The 20,355-nt window shown below is 36.6% G+C and carries 13 protein-coding genes and 2 tRNA genes; 8 read left to right on the top strand and 7 right to left on the bottom strand.

Annotated features, from left to right (window positions below; translation table 11 throughout):
* Positions 1-1,079: 1,079 nt before the first annotated feature.
* Complete coding sequence (rpmA, locus tag ACFINR_RS02435; protein WP_100130483.1) at positions 1,080-1,349, bottom strand: 50S ribosomal protein L27; 270 nt, start codon at positions 1,347-1,349, stop codon at positions 1,080-1,082.
* A 12-nt stretch (positions 1,350-1,361) separates the two neighbouring features.
* Positions 1,362-1,841, bottom strand: a complete 480-nt coding sequence (rplU, locus tag ACFINR_RS02430) for a 50S ribosomal protein L21 (RefSeq protein WP_375612842.1) — start codon at positions 1,839-1,841, stop codon at positions 1,362-1,364.
* Positions 1,842-2,126: 285 nt separating this feature from the next.
* Here rplU and ACFINR_RS02425 point away from each other — a divergent pair.
* A tRNA-Ser gene (locus tag ACFINR_RS02425) sits at positions 2,127-2,216 on the top strand.
* Between the two features lie 319 nt (positions 2,217-2,535).
* Here ACFINR_RS02425 and pgi read toward each other — a convergent pair.
* The 3 genes from pgi to ACFINR_RS02410 all read right to left on the bottom strand — a co-directional run bounded on the left by pgi (position 2,536) and on the right by ACFINR_RS02410 (position 8,660).
* A complete protein-coding gene (gene pgi, locus ACFINR_RS02420; protein WP_375612841.1) occupies positions 2,536-4,200 on the bottom strand; it encodes a glucose-6-phosphate isomerase in 1,665 nt (554 codons plus the stop codon).
* A gap of 189 nt (positions 4,201-4,389) precedes the next feature.
* A complete protein-coding gene (locus ACFINR_RS02415; RefSeq protein ID WP_375652412.1) occupies positions 4,390-7,524 on the bottom strand; it encodes an efflux RND transporter permease subunit in 3,135 nt (1,044 codons plus the stop codon).
* Positions 7,521-8,660: an efflux RND transporter periplasmic adaptor subunit gene (locus tag ACFINR_RS02410; RefSeq protein ID WP_375612839.1), complete on the bottom strand. Its 1,140-nt coding sequence runs from the start codon at positions 8,658-8,660 to the stop codon at positions 7,521-7,523. The genes ACFINR_RS02415 and ACFINR_RS02410 overlap by 4 nt, the downstream gene beginning before the upstream one ends.
* A 368-nt stretch (positions 8,661-9,028) precedes the next feature.
* Here ACFINR_RS02410 and ACFINR_RS02405 point away from each other — a divergent pair.
* The 4 genes from ACFINR_RS02405 to ACFINR_RS02390 all read left to right on the top strand — a co-directional run bounded on the left by ACFINR_RS02405 (position 9,029) and on the right by ACFINR_RS02390 (position 13,573).
* Positions 9,029-9,105: transfer RNA gene (locus ACFINR_RS02405), tRNA-Arg, on the top strand.
* A 754-nt stretch (positions 9,106-9,859) separates the two neighbouring features.
* On the top strand, positions 9,860-11,533 hold the full coding sequence (locus ACFINR_RS02400) for a formate--tetrahydrofolate ligase (RefSeq protein ID WP_375652411.1): 1,674 nt from the start codon (positions 9,860-9,862) through the stop codon (positions 11,531-11,533).
* A 185-nt stretch (positions 11,534-11,718) separates the two neighbouring features.
* A complete protein-coding gene (rpsU, locus tag ACFINR_RS02395) occupies positions 11,719-11,952 on the top strand; it encodes a 30S ribosomal protein S21 (RefSeq protein ID WP_012754552.1) in 234 nt (77 codons plus the stop codon).
* A 1,060-nt stretch (positions 11,953-13,012) separates the two neighbouring features.
* A complete protein-coding gene (locus tag ACFINR_RS02390) occupies positions 13,013-13,573 on the top strand; it encodes an SH3 domain-containing protein (RefSeq protein ID WP_375652410.1) in 561 nt (186 codons plus the stop codon).
* A gap of 46 nt (positions 13,574-13,619) precedes the next feature.
* On the opposite strand, the gene irrA is transcribed toward ACFINR_RS02390, so the two are convergent.
* Positions 13,620-14,132 carry an iron response transcriptional regulator IrrA gene (irrA, locus tag ACFINR_RS02385; protein WP_375612837.1) on the bottom strand — a complete coding sequence of 171 codons (513 nt, stop codon included), beginning with the start codon at positions 14,130-14,132 and terminating at the stop codon, positions 13,620-13,622.
* A gap of 232 nt (positions 14,133-14,364) precedes the next feature.
* Here irrA and fabA point away from each other — a divergent pair, with 232 nt between their 5' ends.
* The 3 genes from fabA to fabI are packed head-to-tail and all read left to right on the top strand — an operon-like array spanning position 14,365 to position 17,019.
* Positions 14,365-14,874 (top strand): 3-hydroxyacyl-[acyl-carrier-protein] dehydratase FabA, encoded by a 510-nt coding sequence (fabA, locus tag ACFINR_RS02380; RefSeq protein WP_375612836.1) that lies wholly within the window; start codon positions 14,365-14,367, stop codon positions 14,872-14,874.
* Positions 14,875-14,931: 57 nt separating this feature from the next.
* Positions 14,932-16,152, top strand: a complete 1,221-nt coding sequence (fabB, locus tag ACFINR_RS02375; protein WP_375628420.1) for a beta-ketoacyl-ACP synthase I — start codon at positions 14,932-14,934, stop codon at positions 16,150-16,152.
* Between the two features lie 48 nt (positions 16,153-16,200).
* Complete coding sequence (gene fabI, locus ACFINR_RS02370) at positions 16,201-17,019, top strand: enoyl-ACP reductase FabI (RefSeq protein ID WP_375610038.1); 819 nt, start codon at positions 16,201-16,203, stop codon at positions 17,017-17,019.
* Between the two features lie 1,940 nt (positions 17,020-18,959).
* Here fabI and gpsA read toward each other — a convergent pair.
* Positions 18,960-19,967 carry an NAD(P)H-dependent glycerol-3-phosphate dehydrogenase gene (gene gpsA, locus ACFINR_RS02365; RefSeq protein ID WP_375652409.1) on the bottom strand — a complete coding sequence of 336 codons (1,008 nt, stop codon included), beginning with the start codon at positions 19,965-19,967 and terminating at the stop codon, positions 18,960-18,962.
* Positions 19,968-20,355 lie beyond the last annotated feature (388 nt).

Raw genomic sequence — 20,355 nt, 5'->3', positions numbered from 1 at the left:
TTTCATTATTTTTCCTACAAGAAAGCATCCTTCCCAATCATCCGTAACTTCAGCTAATATTTTGATTGATTCCTCAAAGTTTATTTAACCTATTATCCCTCTTTATAAATTCATTACATAATTACAAATTGCTCCATGCAACTTATCATCTTTAAAATTCCGTGCTGCCCATCTTATGATATCAAACCCTCGATATATAATATTTATATATTTTAAGCCACACCTTTACTTCAATCAATATCGTAAATACACAATGCCCTCTGTCGCACATTTGCAAAGTACGACACCCTCCAAGCACCATCACCAACAACTAAAATCAAGAAAAACTCTACAAATAAGATAAATAAAGTAAAAAATGAAACGCAATTATTGCCTTAACTCTAGCTCTTATGCTTGTTTATTTTCAACAATACACAATAATAGTGAAATCAGAAAAAATATTCTTGAAGGGCGCTGATTGCACGTTGGTTATTTTTATATCTTTAAACACCGTCCTCCTTAAAAATATAATTTCACTCTCGATTTACCGAAAATTCCTTAATGCACGTCACTTTCAAAGTAGTTTTGACTACCTTTTTATGGATTTTTTATCCCTATGTCTTTTTAAATGAATAGCCCCACCTATCCACACTACCACCTAAAAACAGTATGACAACTCATCAATACCACAATGCCGATAAAAAGATCCATCTTTATCAAAATGATTACATCAATAATGCTCTCATTAAATTTCTCATAATTTTCTGAAAACAAACTGCTTCTCTTATAAGAAATTACTCGACGCTTCTTCATACATAAAAAGAAAGTCTCTCCTCACTATTATTATACAGAAACTTATCAACAAACTCTATCATAATATCAATATGTTCAGTACTAAATACTAACATAACAGCGCAGAAACTTTTTCCCTCATTGAGAAAAGCCATTTCCTCAATTCTACCTTTTTCGTATATCTTCTACATTTATTATAGTACCAACGCAAAAAGGGAAAGATAAGACTCTATCTTTCCCTTTTAATACTTATAAAACCACAACTATAATTCAATGAAATCCTGTTGATTTCTAGAGAGTGTTACAGATTACTCTGCTGCCTCCAGCATAGGAATGACTGAAACATAGGAACGATTACCCGCTTTGCGTTGAAAAGAAACCTTTCCATTTGATAATGCAAAAAGCGTATGATCTTTTCCAATACCAACATTGTTACCAGGATGCCAACGTGTACCACGCTGGCGAATAATAATATTTCCGGCAATAACGGTTTCACCACCAAATTTTTTAACGCCTAGACGTTTCGATTCTGAATCACGACCATTACGCGAGGAACCACCAGCTTTTTTATGTGCCATAGACGCTCTCCTTTAATCTTTCTTACTCTTTGATGCTACAGACGCTTTCTTCTGCGGCGCAGTCTTTTTTTCAACTGTTTTTTTAGCCGTCTTCTCAACAGAAGCAGCAGCTTTTGTTTCTTTTGGTGTAATTGCTTCTTCTTTTATCGGTTTTGCAGCAACTTTTTTAGGTTTTGAACCACCCATTAATATTTCTAAAACACGAAGCCTCGTAAATTCTTGACGATGGCCACGCGTGCGTTTAGAATTTTGACGACGGCGCTTCTTAAATGCGATAACCTTGCGCCCACGTGCCTGTTCTAAAATCTCAGCTGTCACCAATGCATCAGCAACGACAGGGGTACCAATAACCGCATTACCTTCTTGCCCAACCATTAATATGTCATTGAATTCAACAACATCACCCGCATTTCCACTAACTTTTTCAACTTTTACCACTTGATTAGCAACAATGCGGTATTGCTTACCACCAGTTTTAATGACTGCGAACATTTTTTATCCTTCCGTTCACTCCAGCTCTTATTTAATTTCTGCCTTGAAATAAGGGAAAATAGGCTGCTTTTTATCAGTCGTAATAGATCCCAAAGAAGGATAAAACCTTCTTCAACACAAATATGCGCAGATTTCCCCACGCTTATATTTTGTATATATGAAGGAATTTCTATTCTCTGTCAATAAAGTCCCATAAAAAAGAAAAAAAGGTTGTACCAAAAACAATTGAAGGTTATCTACCCCTTATACACTCAAATAGTGCCGATTTTTGTTTCACTTTATTATGGAGAGATGGCTGAGTGGTTGAAAGCACCGCACTCGAAATGCGGCATAGGGGCAACTCTATCGGGGGTTCAAATCCCTCTCTCTCCGCCACAGTTTATAAAGCGATATTATTAAAACTGTTGTAGCTTGCCAGCGGGTTTTGTATATTTTGCCACTAGGTTTTGTACCAATTTATTTTTTTCGAAGGATTTTAAGGGGGAGCTCAAAGGGTCTTCAAAGACCTCTCAAAGGTCTTTATCGTTTTTGCGAATAAATTCTCATTTTTACAATTTTTGCACTTTTTTGATTTTCTGTTACATAAATCTAATCCAGATAATAAGAGCAGGCATAGTAAAATTAAAGAATTATCTCATATTTCTCTCTCATTCTACTTTTGCTTAGTTAGTACAAAACCTACTGTAAAATTATATTATTTTGCACGTCTTGCTTGAATATGTGCTAGCAACCCTAATGTTGAACTATCACGATTATCCGCTTTACTTTCTCCACGAAGAATTGGTAGTAACTCGTTTGCTAATTCTTTACCAAGTTCAACACCCCATTGATCAAATGAATTAATATTCATTAAAATCCCTTCAACAAAAGTGCGATGTTCATAAAGCGCAATAAGACGACCGAGTGCAAAAGGTGTTAATGAATCTTGAACCAGCGTAATGCTGGGACGGTTTCCTTTAAAACTTCTATGACGTGCTAAATGGTCTGCTTCACCCTCATCAACTCCATTTTTTATCAAGATATGCCGAGCATCTTCAAGACTACGCCCCTTCATCAAGGCTTTTGATTGTGCTAAACCGTTTGCTAGCAACATCTCATACATAGAATGTAATTTTTTCTCATGCCCTTTTATAAATAAAATAAATTCTACAGGAATAATATCTGTTCCTTGATGCAGAAGCTGAAAAAAAGCATGTTGACTATTTGTTCCTGAATCCCCCCAAACAATTGGACCACTTGAAAAACTTAATGGTTTTCCATCCAGCGAGACTTGTTTACCATTTGATTCCATATCAAGCTGTTGTAAATAAGCTGGAAAATGTATTAAACGCTGTGCATAAGGAATGATCGAACGTGATGAATAACCACAAATAACACGATGCCAGAATCCTAAAAGAGCAAAACGAATAGGAATATTTTTATGCAAAGGCATAGTTTTAAAATGTTGATCCATTTGCAAAGCACCATTGAGAAATTGGCGAAAATTTCCACCACCTATTGCAAACATAACAACAAGTCCAATGGCTGACCAAATTGAATAACGTCCTCCAACCCAATTCCAAAATTTAAAAACTCTTGTGGAATCTATGCCAAATTCTGCCACTTTATCAAGCGCACTTGAAACAGCAACAAAATGCGTACAAACGGCTTCTTCTCCTAAATGTGAACAAATCCACTGACGTGCAACTTGAGCATTGACCATTGTTTCAGCCGTTGTAAAAGTTTTAGAAGCAATGACAAACAGCGTTGTTGCTGGATTCAAAATAGAGAGAGTATCAGAAATATGGGCACTGTCAGCATTCGAAACAAAATGACACTGTGGACCATCATGATAAGGTTTTAAAGCATATGTGACCATTGCAGGACCAAGATCAGAACCACCAATACCAATATTGACAATATCACTTATTCTCTCGCCACTGCTTCCCTTATAGCTTCCATCACGCACCTTTTCAGAAAATCTTTCCATATCTTCAAGGACGTCTTGAATATCGCGAATAAGATTATGACCATCCAACATGAAAATTTCATCAGCAGGTAAACGTAATGCAATATGAAGAACTGAGCGTTTTTCAGTTGTATTAATCGCCTTACCAGAAAACATTGCATCACGCCGGCCTAACACATCTGCTGCGACCGCTAAATCATCTAGAAGTTGCAATGTTTTAAATGTCACACCACATTTTGAAAAATCGAAAAGAAGATCATCAAGTCTGAGGGAAAAATGGGAAAAACGCTGTTCATCTTCTACAAAATGCCGACGAATATCATAGACCCCATCCTTTGCGGCATGGTTTCTTAAAGCTTTTAATGTGGCTTCAAAAGCCATTTCATTTCGAATCGAAAAGCTATCTCCCATAAGCTTATCCTATACGGTTATTGATAATGAAATCTATGCCCAAATAATAACAAAGCAGAAAACACCTCCTTTATTGCTCGCTATTTTCACTGCTCACATAAAAATGAAGGAATATACAAAATAAAAGGATAAGATCCGAAAATGATATTTTTACAAGAATAAACTTTCAAATCTTTTCTATCATATACATCATTTAACTTGATTGAGTTCTTTTGTTAAACGTAAATCTTCTTCTGCTTTTGGTCTTATAAAACGCCCTAAAAAAAGATAAACAACCGGTGTGACATAAAGCGTAAAAATAGTTGCTAAACCTAAGCCACCAACGATAACCCAACCTAAGGCTATACGAGCTTCTGCGCCAGCACCTTTGGCCAAAACCAAAGGAATACCTCCTAAAATGGCACAAATCATTGTCATACAAACTGGACGAAGGCGAATGTTTGCTGCTTCTTCTACGGCTTCACGCACGCTTCTTCCCTGATCACGTAATTGATCTGCAAATTCAACAATGAGAATACCATTTTTTGCCATAACACCAATTAACAAAATTAATCCAATTTGGCTGTAAATATTAAGACTCACACCACTTAATAGCATAGCAATTACAGCACAACCAATCCCTAATGGGACAGTGGCCATGATAATGAATCCTGAAATAAAGCTTTCAAACTGAGCAGCCAAAATCAATAAAATAATCAAAAAGGCAATGCCAAAAACAATCATAAAATTGGAAGATGTTTCATTAAGCGTTTCGGCTTCCCCTAAGGGAACCAAATAGGTTCCTTTTGATAACAAAGGAGAAGCAATTTTCTGTACAGTTTGGTAAGCTTCCCCTAAAGCGATATCTGGAGTAAGATTTGCGCTTAAAATAACAGCACTCATGCGTTTTTCCCGTTTTAATTGAGGAGCAATAGCTTTTTCATGTAAACGCGCAATAACCGATAAAGGAACATATCGATTGTCTTTGGTTTTTAAAAAAATATTTTCTAAATCGCTAGGACTCTTCATAGAATTTGTACGCGATATCAATTTAACATCGTAAGAATGATCATCCACGTTAATGGAACCAATCTTTTTACCATCCAACATTGTTTGTAATGTATCGCCCAAATTGGTGATATCAATCCCTAAATCGGAGGCTTTTTTTCGATTGATTTCAATAAAAAATTGCGGTTGTGTTGCATCAACAGTAAGGCGTGGGCGAATAAAACGCGGATCATCTTGTAAAGCACTTACCAGCTTATCAGCAATGGGTTGTAATATTGCATAATCATTGCCAAGAATTGCAAATTGCAACCCTTGCCCAGTTCCGCTCACACCTAGAGAATTTCCCTGCGCAGCAAACACAAAAACTGCGGGAAACTGTTTAACCTTTGCATTAATATCTTTCACGATTTCTTGCTGACTCCGTAAACGTTTATCCCAAGATGAAAGCAATAAAATCAAAAAAGCAGTATTGGGTGAACCGCCAGCACCCGCAATAGAGTAACTGTTAGCAATCTCCCCTGCATCACGTAATGGCTGTAGACTTGCTTCAATTTGCTCTATTTGCTCGTTCAAATATTGTGTTGAAATACCTTGTGGTCCATTAATAACCAAAAAGATCACAGCTCTGTCTTCTGCTGGCGTTAATTCCTGTTGTAGCTTCGTATAGCCTCCAACACAAAGACCCGCAAAAATAAGTGAAGCAAAAACAACAGCCCAAGGCTTTTCTAAACACTTATGCAAACTGTAAGTATATGCCTTATGAAAAAAAGTACCTAATTTATATAAAAAAGCAAAATGATGGGACTTTTCCTCTTTTTCCTCAATATGTTCTTTGAGAAAACGCGAAGCCAACATTGGACAAAGCGTTAAGGCAACAACTGAAGAAAGCAAAATAGAAATTGCCAAAACAAAACCAAATTCTCTAAAAAGACCTCCAACTTGCCCAGGAAGAAAGGAAATAGGAACAAACACAGCCACTAATGTCAATGTTGTTGCTAAAACAGCAAAAAACACTTCACGTGTTCCTATCACCGCTGCTGCTCTGGAACCTAATCCCATATTGCGCCACCGAACAATATTCTCAAGAACAACAATGGCATCATCCACAACAAGCCCTGTTGCTAAAACAAGTCCTAAAAATGTGAGAATATTCAATGAAAACCCTACAAGATAAATAGCCGCAATGGTACCAATCAAAGCGACAGGAAGAGATAAAGCAGGTATCAGCGTTACACGAATGTCTCTGAGAAAAAGAAAAATGACCAAGATAACGCTCAAAATAGCAATGACCAACGCAACTTCAACCTCATGAAGAGCGCTTTTAATAAAAATTGCATCGTCATTAATAACGTCTATATTTACAGAAGAAGGAACAATACTTTTGAGATTATCAACAACGGCTCTCACACCTTCAGAAATATTAAGAGTGTTGGATTGTGCTTTACGCACGATACCTAATCCAATACCTGTCTTTCCATTGATACGAAGAATAACTGTTTCTATATCCGGCGATAAAGTAACATGCGCAACATCACCAAGATGCACATGAGGCTTTAAAACAACTTGTTCAAAAGATTCTGGTGTTGTTAAACGTGCAGTAGCACGTACAACTAAAGTTTGCTTAGAATTGCGTAATGACCCTACTGGCACATCTGTTGTCATATCAGCAAGAACACGTGAAATATCTGCTACAGTTAATCCATAACTTGCAAGTTTTGCTTGATCTATATCAATCTGAAAAATCTTTGTGCGAGCACTATCGACCTGTACATCACCAACACCATCAACAGCAGAAATAGCATCAACAATCTGATCGTTTACAATCGTGGTTAAATCATCAACACTCATTGTTGGTGACGTCACAACCAAATACATCATGGCAGCAGCATTCGAATCTGCTTTAATAATCAAAGGCGAATCCGCATCTTTCGGTAAAGAATAGGTAACACGAGAGAGAGCATCACGAATATCAGATGCTGCAACATTCAAATCAACACCGACATTAAAGTTAATCTTCACACGGGAGCGTCCAAAAGAAGACGTTGAAGAAATCGTCTTAACACCTGAAACACGAGAAACAGCATCTTCTATAACTTTTGTAACTTCACGATCAATTGTTTCTGCCGATGCACCAGAAAACATCGTCACAATCGTTGTTACAGGAGTATCAACATCGGGTAATTCTCTTACATCAACATTTAACCATGCTGCAAATCCTGCAATGATGATCATAGCATTCAAAACAAGAGTAAAAACCGGTCTGCGAATAAATAAGGTAATGAGACCACCTTGCTCCACCTTTGACGTAGGCTGTTTTGTGCTCAATTCTTGGCTCATTGTATATCCGTTCCATAACCTACTGATAATTGCTGTTGATGAGACTTTGGATCATCAATAGTTACTTTACTTCCTGGATAAAGCATTTGCACCCCTTGAATGACAACTTGATCACCATTTTCTAGGGGAGCTTTCACGAAAACATGATCGGCTTTATGCTGAATAATTGTTACGGGAATAGACTCTACTTTTCCTTCTCTCACACGCCAAACGAATGACCCTTTACTATTCCATTGAACTGCAAGAGGATTAACGACAGGAAAAGAACCACCATGAAACTGCAAGGAAACAGAAAAGGACATACCAGACATGAGCGTATCTTTTTCATTATTGATTTCAACCTGAACATGAAGTGTGCGACTTTCTGGATCAACGATATTATCAATCGCATAAATATGACCAACAAAAGATCTATCTGGCTGCGCGATTAACGTTGCCGTTACCTCATCTCCTTTATGGATGCGCGACACATATCGTTCAGGGGCCCATATATCGACCAAAATACGTTCTCTATTCTCAATACGGCCTATTACAGTATTAAGGGTCACGTTATTCCCCGCATCAACGGGCAAAATACCAACAACTCCAGGAATCGGTGCTCGAATTGTTCGCCGATCGAGATCTAATTCAGCATTACGCAGAACTAAATTTGCGTTATCCAACTCTAAGCGTGCCATAATTTCTTGAACTTCCGTTGCTGTATTGCTGGCGCGTAATTTAAGAATACGCGAAAGCGTCAACGCATTGTTATCACGTTGCACTTTTGCTTTTGCAGCCGCTATTTCTTCTTTTTTAGAATCAAGCTTTGCAATCACATCATCAGCTTGTACTTTTGTACCCGCTGATACAAAAAGCTTATCAATAACACCTGAGGATAAAGGGGTAAGCTCGACTTCTGCAAGAGCTTTTCCACTCCCAAGAACGTTAAGTTGTTCATAAAGATCTTGAACTTTTACAAGATCAACGACAACATTTACCGGTGGCCTTCCCATTTTTTCATTTGAAGCTTTATCCGATACTCTTGTTTTATCCACCATAGAAATGGGTTGGTCTGCACTCTTTTTTCCAGCCCAATAAGTAACCGTTAAAACAACGATTAAAAACACTAATGGAAAGCTCTTTTTTAATAACGCCATACATCCGCCCTTGCTGTGTCATGTTCATCTGAAATAGTTTTCAACAGTAATATCGGCGTTTTACACAAAAACCCAACAGCGGGTGTATATATCTTACCCCCACCGCAAAAAACACATCTCATCTCTGCTTGACTATCTTTCATAGATTAAAACGTCAAGTTAACTATCGTTCATATTGCTTTGTATGGTCATGACAAAAAAATGTTCATATCAAAACCAACTGAAGCCATAATATATTATATCCTTTTTTAAAATATATCATAAAAAAAGAGAGATTTTTTTTATGACGACTCAAGTTTCACTTGCATTTCTTTAATGAAACGATTAGGAACCCTTTGTCTTAGACAATGTAAAAAATTGAAATGTATGCACCCGTAGCTCAGCTGGATAGAGCACCAGACTACGAATCTGGGGGTCAGGAGTTCGAATCTCTTCGGGTGCGCCATCTATCAATATCTTCTTATAAAGTCAGACTTTTTAAATTCTTTATTTTGTGATTTATTTTTACCTATCTTTGTATTTTGTTATTTCATTCTGTTGTGAGTCGTTTCTTTAGCCATTTGCTAGAATAAGATGTTATGAGTCCTTCAATTCAGCTCTAAGGTGCTTTTATTAGCTTATAATCGTAGCGATTGCATGAGTAGCGTATGTTGTTGTTTTCTTTTATCAATCTATGCGCTTGTTTTTGGTCTCTTCCGGATTATACTCTCTACTCAGTTAGGTAATTTTTTACGTGCTTATTTCTAATTGTTCCATAACTGGATGTTTCTGGATATTTTATTCCTAGCAGTCCCATCTTAAGAGGGACTTCAGATGTGCCGCCATAAATTCCGGTTTACCACCATGTGAAACTTTTTCAGTGTGTTGTTGGAAAGAATAAATAAACTACTTCTCAAACGTACTACTATGAAACACTTATGGTATCCATTAATGTCATCAGCATTTGTTGCAAACCAAAGCTTCTTTTCGCAATATTTTTAATTGAATTAAACGTATTTTTACTGCTTAAAAGCAAAAAGATTCTTTTTCCTAAAAAACAATAAAACTCTTCTTGTGCTTCTTTAGCATTATCTCTTGCATGGCATATCATCGATTTCTATGATATCTTAATATTTTTCTGTTCTCTATGAATTTTTCTAATTAATCCATGGAATACAGATCTCAAACATTAATAAAAGCTGAATTTAAAGAATTTTTCCATGCCTAAAACTGATATTGAAATTGCTCGCACTGCTAAAAAGCAACATATTATTGAAATTGCACAAAAAATTGGTATCTCACATGAAAATCTCATTCCCTATGGTCATGATAAAGCTAAAATTTCTTCTGAATACATAAAATCGCTTAATAAAAATCCAGATGGTAAACTTATCCTTGTCACAGCTATCAATCCCACACCTGCCGGAGAAGGCAAAACAACAACAACAGTTGGACTAAGTGATGCTCTTAATCTTATTGGTAAAAAAACAATAGCTACCTTGAGAGAACCATCTTTAGGTCCCTGTTTTGGTGTAAAAGGTGGTGCTGCTGGTGGTGGTTATGCGCAAGTCATTCCAATGGATGACCTTAATTTACATTTTACCGGTGATTTTCATGCTATTACAGCTGCTCATAATCTTCTTGCCGCAATGATAGATAATCATCTTTATTGGGGAAATACTTTAAACATTGATCCACGTCGCATTGTTTGGAAACGCGTTCTTGATATGAATGACCGTGTATTGCGCGATATTGTCATTTCATTGGGGGGCATAACAAATGGTTTTCCACGTCAAACAGGTTTTGATATTACTGTTGCATCAGAAATTATGGCGCTTCTTTGTCTCTCTGAAAATTTAGAAAACCTTACACAAAGACTCAAAAAAATTATTGTTGCTTATCGTTATGATAAAACGCCCATCACCGTTGCTGATCTCAATGCGGAAGGTGCAATGGCAGTTCTTCTCAAAGATGCTATACAACCCAATCTCGTACAGACAATTGAAAATAATCCTGTTCTCGTTCATGGAGGACCTTTTGCCAACATTGCTCATGGTTGCAATTCAGTTATAGCAACAAAAACTGCTTTAAAACTTGCTGATTATGTTGTCACAGAAGCTGGGTTTGGAGCAGATCTTGGAGCAGAAAAGTTCTTCAATATCAAATGTAGGCAAGCAGGTATTGTACCAAATGCTACAGTGATCGTCGCAACTATTCGTGCATTAAAAATGAATGGTGGTCTGGATAAAAATAACCTGACAGAAGAAAATATCACCGCTTTAGAAAAAGGAGCTGCCAATCTTTTACGACACATAAAAAATATGAAGCACTACGGTATTCCTTGTGTTGTGGCTATCAATCATTTTGACAGCGATAGCGATGCTGAAATAAAAACATTACAAAAAATAGTTGCAACAACTGGACACAAAGCTATTATCTGTAAGCATTGGGAACAAGGTGGAAAAGGCGCTATAGAACTTGCACAAGAACTCGTTACCTTGATTGAAAAGCACGATTCTGATTTTAAAGTTCTCTATCAAGATGATATTCCACTCGTTCGAAAAATTAATTGTATTATAACAAAGCTATACGGTGGACGTGGCGCCATCATCTCAGCCCCTATTCTCAAACAACTTGAAACTTGGGAAAAAGAAGGTTTTGGCGTCTACCCTATTTGTATGGCCAAAACACCTTATTCTTTTTCTTCTGATCCCAAGCAATACGGAGCTCCTGTTGATTTTGAAATTCCCATACGAGAAGTTCGTCTCTGTGCGGGAGCCGGCTTTATTGTTGTCATTTGTGGAGATGTTATGACCATGCCGGGACTACCCCATTATCCCACGGCGGAAAAAATTCATCTTGACGAAAATGATCAAATACAAGGACTTTCATAAGTTTATAATCATGAAATCTATCATTCATTCTAAAAAGCATTTTATTACAAAAAAAATAGAATTTTTAAAAGCGATATAGACAAATGTCTTATTTATATGATATAAGTTTCTGTCCTTTTGGATATGCCTTTAAAAGGACGTAGGTTTTCCTATTATTTGTGACACTGAAAAAAGCAGGATAAATAGTGCAAGTACTCGTTCGTGATAATAATGTTGATCAAGCGCTCCGCGCGTTGAAAAAAAAGATGCAGCGTGAAGGTATCTTCCGTGAAATGAAAATGCGTAGTTATTATGAGAAGCCATCTGAGAAGCGTGCTCGTGAAAAAGCTGAGGCTATTCGTCGTACACGTAAGCTTGCTCGTAAGCGTGCACAAAGAGAAGGTTTTGTTAGTAACGGACGGACTGTTGCGGTAAAGTAATGTGCTTTATGATATTATATAATTGCATAAGCAATAGATAGTAAGCTACTAGAAAATTTTATCTTCATAGGCAATTGCGATGAATTGCTTGTGTAGGTTTTTATGTACAATGTTATCTAATATGTTAGTTATTTGAAAATAATAAGGTTTCTATCATAGAGGTGGTTTTTATTTCACTCTTATATTTTAAAAATAGATAACAAACTACACTTGAGATATTTAAGCGACTTTTTCCTATGTAAATTGAGTGCGGGGTGTTTTATTATCACTTTTTGCTATAATTTTCTCCTTCTGGATATCTCTTAAATAACTGCTTCTTATGTGCAAATTTCATGATGAATTTCTTTTTTGTCATTAAATATTCTACATCTTTCGATCATCCTAGGTCTGATTACAAAACAAAAATGCTTCTTATAAACACTATAAATAATAGGAACTGCATAACATTGAAAGCTGGTAAATAGAACGATGGAGCCAGCTTATCTACCATACGGATAAGCATTATCATGGCATAAGATTAGAGTGTAGAAAATTTTATAAATGAATTATCACGAAAAAGTGTCCTGTTAAAATTAGCCCTTCATATATCAATCTACTCTATAATGTTGCTCATATTTTTACGCTTAAATGTTTTATTTATCGTATTATTTTGTTCATTCAAAACTTCTTTTCAAGCCACACAATAATCCCTTTCTGAACAGCTCTTTGTTCATAGTATGCATACATGCACTTTTACTTTGAGAAACAAACTCAGAAAAGAGATGCAATACTTTAGCCCTAATTTCCTGTACAAAAACTGCCTATGGCTCCAATATACTTTACTGTTTTATCACGCTTACAGCTACATAAAAATCTAATGTTTATTTATATCTACCCCCTCATAAACAAGATAAGCACTAAGAAATACAAACCTTTTGTTTTCCTTATTTTGATATTTTTGTAGCAATTTTTTCATCGTTTAGATCTCTTTAACGAGCAATGTGTCATACTTTTTATCAGTTTCCAGTCTTATCTTTCAGATTTTAAATTTCCAATATATGACGAAATAAAGGAGTTCGGTGTGCAAAATTCTCGTTGGTTTCGCGTTTCAATACTCATATCATGTATCTTAATAGCAACAGTCATTGTATTGGGTTCACCTCATTTGTTGCATGCACAAACATTTAATCAAAATTTAGGGCCCAGTGGTTTACCACTTCCGCGATTTGCTTCGATTAAACCCACCAGCGTTAATGTACGCGTCGGACCAGGAAGCAACTATTCTATCATTTTCACCTACAAAAAGAAGGGCTTACCTATTGAAATCATTCAAGAATATGATCAATGGCGCAAAATTCGTGATGCAGAAGGCGATGAGGGATGGGTGTATCAATCGCTTTTATCGGGAAAGCGAACTGCTATAACTATTCCATGGCAAAAAGATAAAACAAAAAGGCTGATGCTACGAAAAAACCCCACCGACAACGCAGAACTTGTGGCGGAAGTAGAACCTAACGTCATTGGTAACATCCGCCAATGTGATGGACAATGGTGCGAACTAAACATTAATAATACGCGCGGATGGCTTCAGCAACCCCAGTTATGGGGAATCTATCCTGATGAAAAAGTAAAAGGTTGGTGAATACTCAAACTCAACAAGTTTAATTTTTATTCCTCATTAAATATCCTCACTGCCTATCACAAGATTGATTTTTTGGTTTCAATCGCACGATTAAATCAACATGTGAAATTTCCATACCTTCTGGTGGCTTAGGCAAATTTCTAATAATGGGAGCTTCTTCCAAATTATAAGGAATATCAAGAATACGATTTTCACCTTCTATATAAAAATGGTAGTGATCAGAGGTATTGGTATCAAACCAAGTTTTTGAACCTTCTACGGCAATAATCCGTAATAATCCCGCTTCCGTAAATTGATGAAGCGTATTATAAACCGTTGCTAAAGATACAGGTACACCTGCCCTCACCGCTTCCTCATAGAGCTCTTCAGCAGTAATATGACGATTTCCTTGAGAAAAAATCATATGTGCAAGCTCCAACCGCTGACGTGTTGGACGCAGACCATTTTGACGCAAATGTTTTTCTAACATAGAAATGGAATAATATTGCACAATTTTTCCACACTCTTTTGTGAACTGCTGCTCTTCATTCATATCTAAATTGTCTGCACTCACTGACATAATTACAAACCCAAATATATTCCTGCTAAATAAGATCAAAATACAAAAAAATGGGAATAGTATGGTGTAATCTTGTATTCCATTTTTAAATAATTACCTATGTAGAATACATAAAAAAAGGCTTTTGTCATTAAAAATGATATAAAATCATTTCCCTCTCTTTAAAATTTGCTCTAAAAGTAGGTTGGGAAAAGCGCAGAAATAAAGATATATGCAAATAAATGGAGTAACAATGGCTGAACAAAAGTCTCGCTACACTTATGAAGAGCTTCTAAGCTGCGCTCGCGGCGAAATGTTTGGTAGAGGTAATGCGCAATTGCCAGCACCGCCAATGTTAATGATTCATCGAATCACTCAAATTAGTGAAACTGATGGTAAATACAATAAAGGAATGGTTCGCGCCGAATTTGACATTACACCAGACATGTGGTTCTTTAATTGTCACTTTATAGGCGATCCCGTCATGCCAGGATGTCTCGGACTGGATGGTATGTGGCAATTAACAGGTTTTTTTCTTGGTTGGCTAGGCGAACCAGGCAAAGGAAGAGCAATATCAACAGGTGAAGTAAAGTTATCAGGGATGGTAACTCCACAAACCAAAATTCTTGAATATGAAATAGATTTTAAGCGTATTCGACGTGGAAATTTAGTCTTAGGAATAGCTGATGGGTGGCTAAAAGCAGATGGAGAGACTATTTATAAAGCGAACGATTTACGCGTTGCTTTATTCAAAGAAGATTGAACGTTATTTCCGTCAGAAAGAACTTTTCACTATTCTGTATGGAACGAGGAGGTATGAATGCGTCGAGTTGTTGTAACCGGAATGGGAATTGTCTCCGCAATTGGAAATAACCCTGGAGCTGTTTTAACCAGTTTACGTGAAGCAAAATCCGGAATTTCTTACGCACCTCAATATGCTGAATTAGGCTTTCGTAGCAGAGTTTATGGCAAGCCCGATATTAATATAGAAGAACTCGTAGATCGACGTGCTCTACGTTTTCATGGACGTGGAACAGCATGGAATCACATCGCCATGGATCAAGCAATTGCTGATGCGGGTCTAGAACCGCATGAAGTATCGAACGAACACACGGGTATTATTATGGGTTCTGGAGGTGCTTCAACACATTCAATCGTAGAAGCTGCTGACATTACACGCCAAAAAGGTCCAAAACGTGTTGGACCTTTTGTTGTCCCTAAAGCGATGAGTTCCACAGCATCTGCAACATTAGCAACTTTCTTTAAAATAAAGGGGATCAATTATTCAATCTCTTCAGCTTGTGCTACCTCCAATCATTGTATTGGTAATGCTTACGAAATGATACAATATGGTAAACAGAAGCGCATCTTTGCCGGTGGCTGCGAAGATTTGGATTGGACACTATCTGTTTTATTCGATGCCATGGGCGCTATGTCCAGCAGATATAATGACATTCCTCACAAAGCTTCACGTGCTTATGATGTTAATCGTGATGGTTTTGTCATTGCTGGAGGTGCTGGCGTTTTAGTCCTTGAAGATTTAGAACTTGCTAAAGCACGTGGTGCAAAAATCTACGGAGAAATCGTTGGATACGGTGCGACATCCGATGGACATGATATGGTTGCCCCATCAGGAGAGGGAGCAGAACGATGCATGCGCATGGCCCTTGCAACAGTCGATAATAAAATTGATTATATCAATCCCCATGCGACAGCAACTCCTGTTGGTGATCCTCCTGAGATAGAAGCTATCCGTCGTGTCTTTGGAGCAGGTGATCAATGCCCCCCCATTTCCGCTACCAAGTCTCTAACAGGACATTCCTTGGGAGCAGCAGGTGTTCACGAAGCAATCTATACATTGTTAATGATGAATCATAATTTTATTTGTGAAAGTGCCCATATTGAAGAACTTGATCCAGCTTTTGCTGATATGCCAATCGTTCGTGAACGACGTGATCATCAACAACTGAATACCGTATTGTCGAATACTTTTGGCTTTGGCGGTACCAATGCAACGCTTGTTTTCCAACGTTATGTATAAACAAAAGCTCTTAGTAATTGAAAAAAGTACGGTCTTACGGAGAATAATATGAAAGGTTTGATGGAGGGCAAACGCGGCCTTATTATGGGAATTGCGAATGACCATTCAATTGCTTGGGGCATTGCCTGTCAGCTCGCACAAGCAGGAGCGGAATTAGCGTTGACTTATCAAGGAAATGCTTTTGGAAAACGTGTTCATCCCCTAGCAGATAAACTTGGCTGCAAATTAGTGCTAGAGTGTGACGTTGAAAAAAGTGAAAATATTGATTACGTCTTTGAGCAACTTGAAAAAGAATGGAAAACAATTGATTTTATTGTCCATGCCATTGGTTTTTCAGATAAAACTCAGCTAAAAGGGCGTTACGTTGATGTTACAACACGTGAAAACTTTCAACGCACGATGGTTATTTCAGCTTATTCCTTTACTGAAATTGCCCAGCGCGCGGGTAAGCTTATGCCCAATGGAGGAACACTTTTAACTCTTACCTATGGTGCTTCACAGCAAGTTGTGCCTAATTATAACATCATGGGTGTTGCTAAAGCAGCTTTAGAAGCTATGGTACGTTATTTAGCAGCGGACTTTGGTCCTCAAAATATTCGTGTCAATGCGATTTCCGCTGGTCCTGTTAGAACTTTAGCAGGTAATGGTATTGCAGCTGCACGGGCAATATTTTCACATCAACGCCGTAATGCCCCATTACGGCGTACCGTAGATATTCATGAAATTGGAAAATCTGCTCTTTATCTACTCTCTGACTTATCATCAGGTGTTACAGGTGAAATCCATTATGTTGATTCAGGCTATAACATCATGTCTATGCCAATACTTGAAGAACTGAAAAAAAGTGACGATTCCCAAGAAGAATAAAATTTATTTCATTGCACTAAAAAAGAAAATCAATCATGTACATAGTGCTTTAATCGGGTATTGAGTACTTTCTCAGCTATATAATAGTATATTGACTTATAATAATATGACGTAAGGAATATGTGCAAATGTTTGTAAGAATAAGTCAATACAAAATCAGATGTACGATGCCTTGTTTCGCAAAATATTTTATAAAAGCCGGAATATTTCTTCAATCCATGGTTGATAAATTTTGTATTTTATGACGTTATTTACCTTACTAAAGCATACGCTTTTGCCATTGCTTATAAATCAATATCCAACCCTCATGCCACCGCAGTTTGAAACAGAGATTAGAGAATTATTAAAACCCTTAGTTTCAGCTTTTGTGTAGCAAATTGAAAAAAATATTCCTACCGTTTGATTTATTCTTGAAACGCAAATACAATCTAATTTAGGATGAATATGAAGGCGTAAAGAAATCAATCATTAATCTTACTATTATTCTTTAATGAGACTTTACGATTTTAAAAGCATCTACATCAATGTTTTTTTAATAATGGAGATTACTCTTTACCTCACACCTTTATTTTTCTCATTTTTTAATGAAAGCGTTTCTCTGATATGTCAGGTAAAATAGAACACCCAAAAACACTATAGCTGTTGCTCCTTCATGCATTTTTTAAAGATATCTCTCAATGCACGCCATTCCATTTCACAATGGTACCTGTAGAACGTATAAAAAATCCTTGTGAAGTACATAAAATCCTTTTTTTACCACCATTTTAATGTTTATACAGATGACAAACCGACACCGTCATTTTACTTGCCATGTTCTAATATTGAAACAACCCTTGACACTTGAGATGATTCATTAGAAGTATCTTTAATAATTTTTATCCACATACTAACCCGCTTGTGACAAGCAAACATATATTTTTAATTAACTCAATACAAAAATAAAATGAATCATTTATATAAATCAATTTTTTATCTTTATAATCACATTATTTTTCAGTTTAAATGACAGCCACAAACAAGTACAATAACATTTTTTCAATCTTAGACTTTCAAAGTTATAATTCCAAAAATCATTTCTTGCATATAAAAAACAGAATTGACATGTGAGAAAATAAAAGGCTTAAATATCTCTACTGAACAGCTTCAAGTGCCAAGAGCTGTCTCACAACATTTGGGGGTGTAATGATGCTCGTCTTCCTCCTTCATAAACATAAAGATGGGGATGTGCACAATAGCTTTATCGGTTACACTATTCACGGTCACCGTCGCAAATTGGACTTAGGAGTTTTAAGAGAGGTCTCTTTAAAACAAGCACGTGAATATATAACAGCAATCGTGTTTTTTTGGACGTTCTATTTTACCTGACACGTCAGAGAAATGCTTTCATTAGAAAATGAGAAAAATAAAGGTGTGAGATAATCTCCATTATTTAAAAGATATTGCTTTAGATAGCGTAAAACTGAATTTAAAAATGATTGTAGAAATGGGAACAGATTTTCAGCTTTAAAATTTCATCTTCTTCCCAAATTAGATTGTCTTCTTGTTTTAAAGAATTACAAAAACAGAGATTCACAATATCCCTGCCCCGATATTCTTAGCTTATACGTTACATAAATAAGATGCTTCTACCTAATGAGTCTTGTACTATTCTGTTTGCAAATATCATTGTGAGATGAATTTAAGAGACAATAAAAATATCTTGTTCATTACATTACATAAACATGTGTAAGTGGAAACGATAATTTATCTTCAAAGAGATAGCTCTGAGACAAAAGCCAAAACTTTTATATTTCAGCCATGTTTCATAAAGAATCGAATGATATGAATCTATAATTTTCTGGAATATGACCGCCTTATACAACCATCAATAAAATCTATTTTATATGTCTATCATAACATGTTTCTATTTTTTACGATTGGAATTATTAAAAAACAGGATATCATTGAATTTCGTCCTTGAGGGCGCGGCTTAGTAATGTGTTTGCTGCTTCAGTTATATTTTTACCACAATAGAGAATTTGATAAATTTGTTCTACAATGGGCATTTCTACCCCAATACGCTGCGCCAACGTATATACTTCCTTGGTATTTAAGTATCCTTCCACAACCTGACCAATTTGTTTTTCTGCTTCTTTTATATCTATTCCTTTACCAAGAAGTATTCCAAAACGGCGATTACGCGACTGATTATCAGTACATGTCAAAACCAGATCACCTAAGCCTGTCATTCCCATAAATGTGGAAAGCTCAGCACCCATAGCCCCCCCTAAACGACTGATTTCAGCTAGTCCTCGTGTGATAAGAGCTATTCGTGCATTTGCCCCAAAACCTATGCCATCTGATATTCCTGCACCAATAGCAATAACATTTTTGACTGCCCCCCCTAATTGAACACCAATCATATCTGAACTTTTATAAACTCTAAAAGTTTTGTCACAATGAAAAAGTTGCTGCAATTCTTTACCAAACTCAACATCAGAAGCTGCTATCGTCATTGCAGTAGGCCAACCAATAGCTAGTTCTTGCGCAAAAGTTGGTCCAGAAAAAACAGCTAAAGGAATTTTTTCACCTAAAATCTCACGAGCAACCTCTTGTAAGAAACGTCCAGTACCATGTTCTAAACCTTTTGTAGCCCAAATAACGCGTGAATGCTGATCTAAATAAGGCTGAATATTATACAAAACTTGATGAAATACATGGCTTGGAACAGCGATTAATATATTGTGACTTGCCGTTATTGCAGTTTCAAGGGAAGCTTCAAGTAATAAATTTTCAGGAAATCGAACATCGGGTAAATATACTTGATTACAACGTTGTTCCTGTAATTCTTTGATATGTTGAGGACTATATCCCCAAAGTAAAACATTATGACCATTACGGGCAAGAGCTATCGCTAATGCAGTACCAAAAGAACCAGCACCTATAACTGTCATTGCAACGGTTTTCATTAAATTTTCTGATTATTCTCTAAATTTTTGATTTCAATTGCATATTATTATTACAAATAATTTTAATGCTATACTAAATACCCCACGGACTTTCTCTTTTAAATTAAAAGTATATTCAAAATAATGATACTCATTCCACTGATATCTTGTACTTATCTCCTGCTTTATATCCTACAAATTTCTTCTACGAAGCTGATACATGCCGCATCAGCTCCGTAGATATTTCTAACAACTACTCCACAGGAAACTGCGTATTTGGATCTTGCTCCATGGGCATTTCTGAACCAGGTGCTTGATCTACAGGAGTTTGCGTACTTAGACCCTGCCCCATGGGCATTTCTGAACCAGGTGCTTGATCTACAGGAGTTTGCGTACTTAGACCCTGCCC

This window comes from Bartonella sp. AP19HLJMH (genome assembly GCF_042196245.1).
Classification (GTDB): Bacteria; Pseudomonadota; Alphaproteobacteria; order Rhizobiales; family Rhizobiaceae; genus Bartonella.
Note: the sequence above shows the minus strand (reverse complement) of the source record. Positions and strands in the feature narration are given on the sequence as shown.

Coding starts and splice junctions, on each gene's coding strand:
- rpmA (WP_100130483.1), bottom strand. CDS start 1,349: ATGGCACATAAAAAAGCTGGTGGTTCCTCGCGTAATGGTCGTGATTCA.
- ACFINR_RS02400 (WP_375652411.1), top strand. CDS start 9,860: ATGCCTAAAACTGATATTGAAATTGCTCGCACTGCTAAAAAGCAACAT.
- fabI (WP_375610038.1), top strand. CDS start 16,201: ATGAAAGGTTTGATGGAGGGCAAACGCGGCCTTATTATGGGAATTGCG.
- ACFINR_RS02415 (WP_375652412.1), bottom strand. CDS start 7,524: ATGAGCCAAGAATTGAGCACAAAACAGCCTACGTCAAAGGTGGAGCAA.
- fabB (WP_375628420.1), top strand. CDS start 14,932: ATGCGTCGAGTTGTTGTAACCGGAATGGGAATTGTCTCCGCAATTGGA.
- rplU (WP_375612842.1), bottom strand. CDS start 1,841: ATGTTCGCAGTCATTAAAACTGGTGGTAAGCAATACCGCATTGTTGCT.
- gpsA (WP_375652409.1), bottom strand. CDS start 19,967: ATGAAAACCGTTGCAATGACAGTTATAGGTGCTGGTTCTTTTGGTACT.
- fabA (WP_375612836.1), top strand. CDS start 14,365: ATGGCTGAACAAAAGTCTCGCTACACTTATGAAGAGCTTCTAAGCTGC.
- irrA (WP_375612837.1), bottom strand. CDS start 14,132: ATGTCAGTGAGTGCAGACAATTTAGATATGAATGAAGAGCAGCAGTTC.
- pgi (WP_375612841.1), bottom strand. CDS start 4,200: ATGGGAGATAGCTTTTCGATTCGAAATGAAATGGCTTTTGAAGCCACA.
- ACFINR_RS02410 (WP_375612839.1), bottom strand. CDS start 8,660: ATGGCGTTATTAAAAAAGAGCTTTCCATTAGTGTTTTTAATCGTTGTT.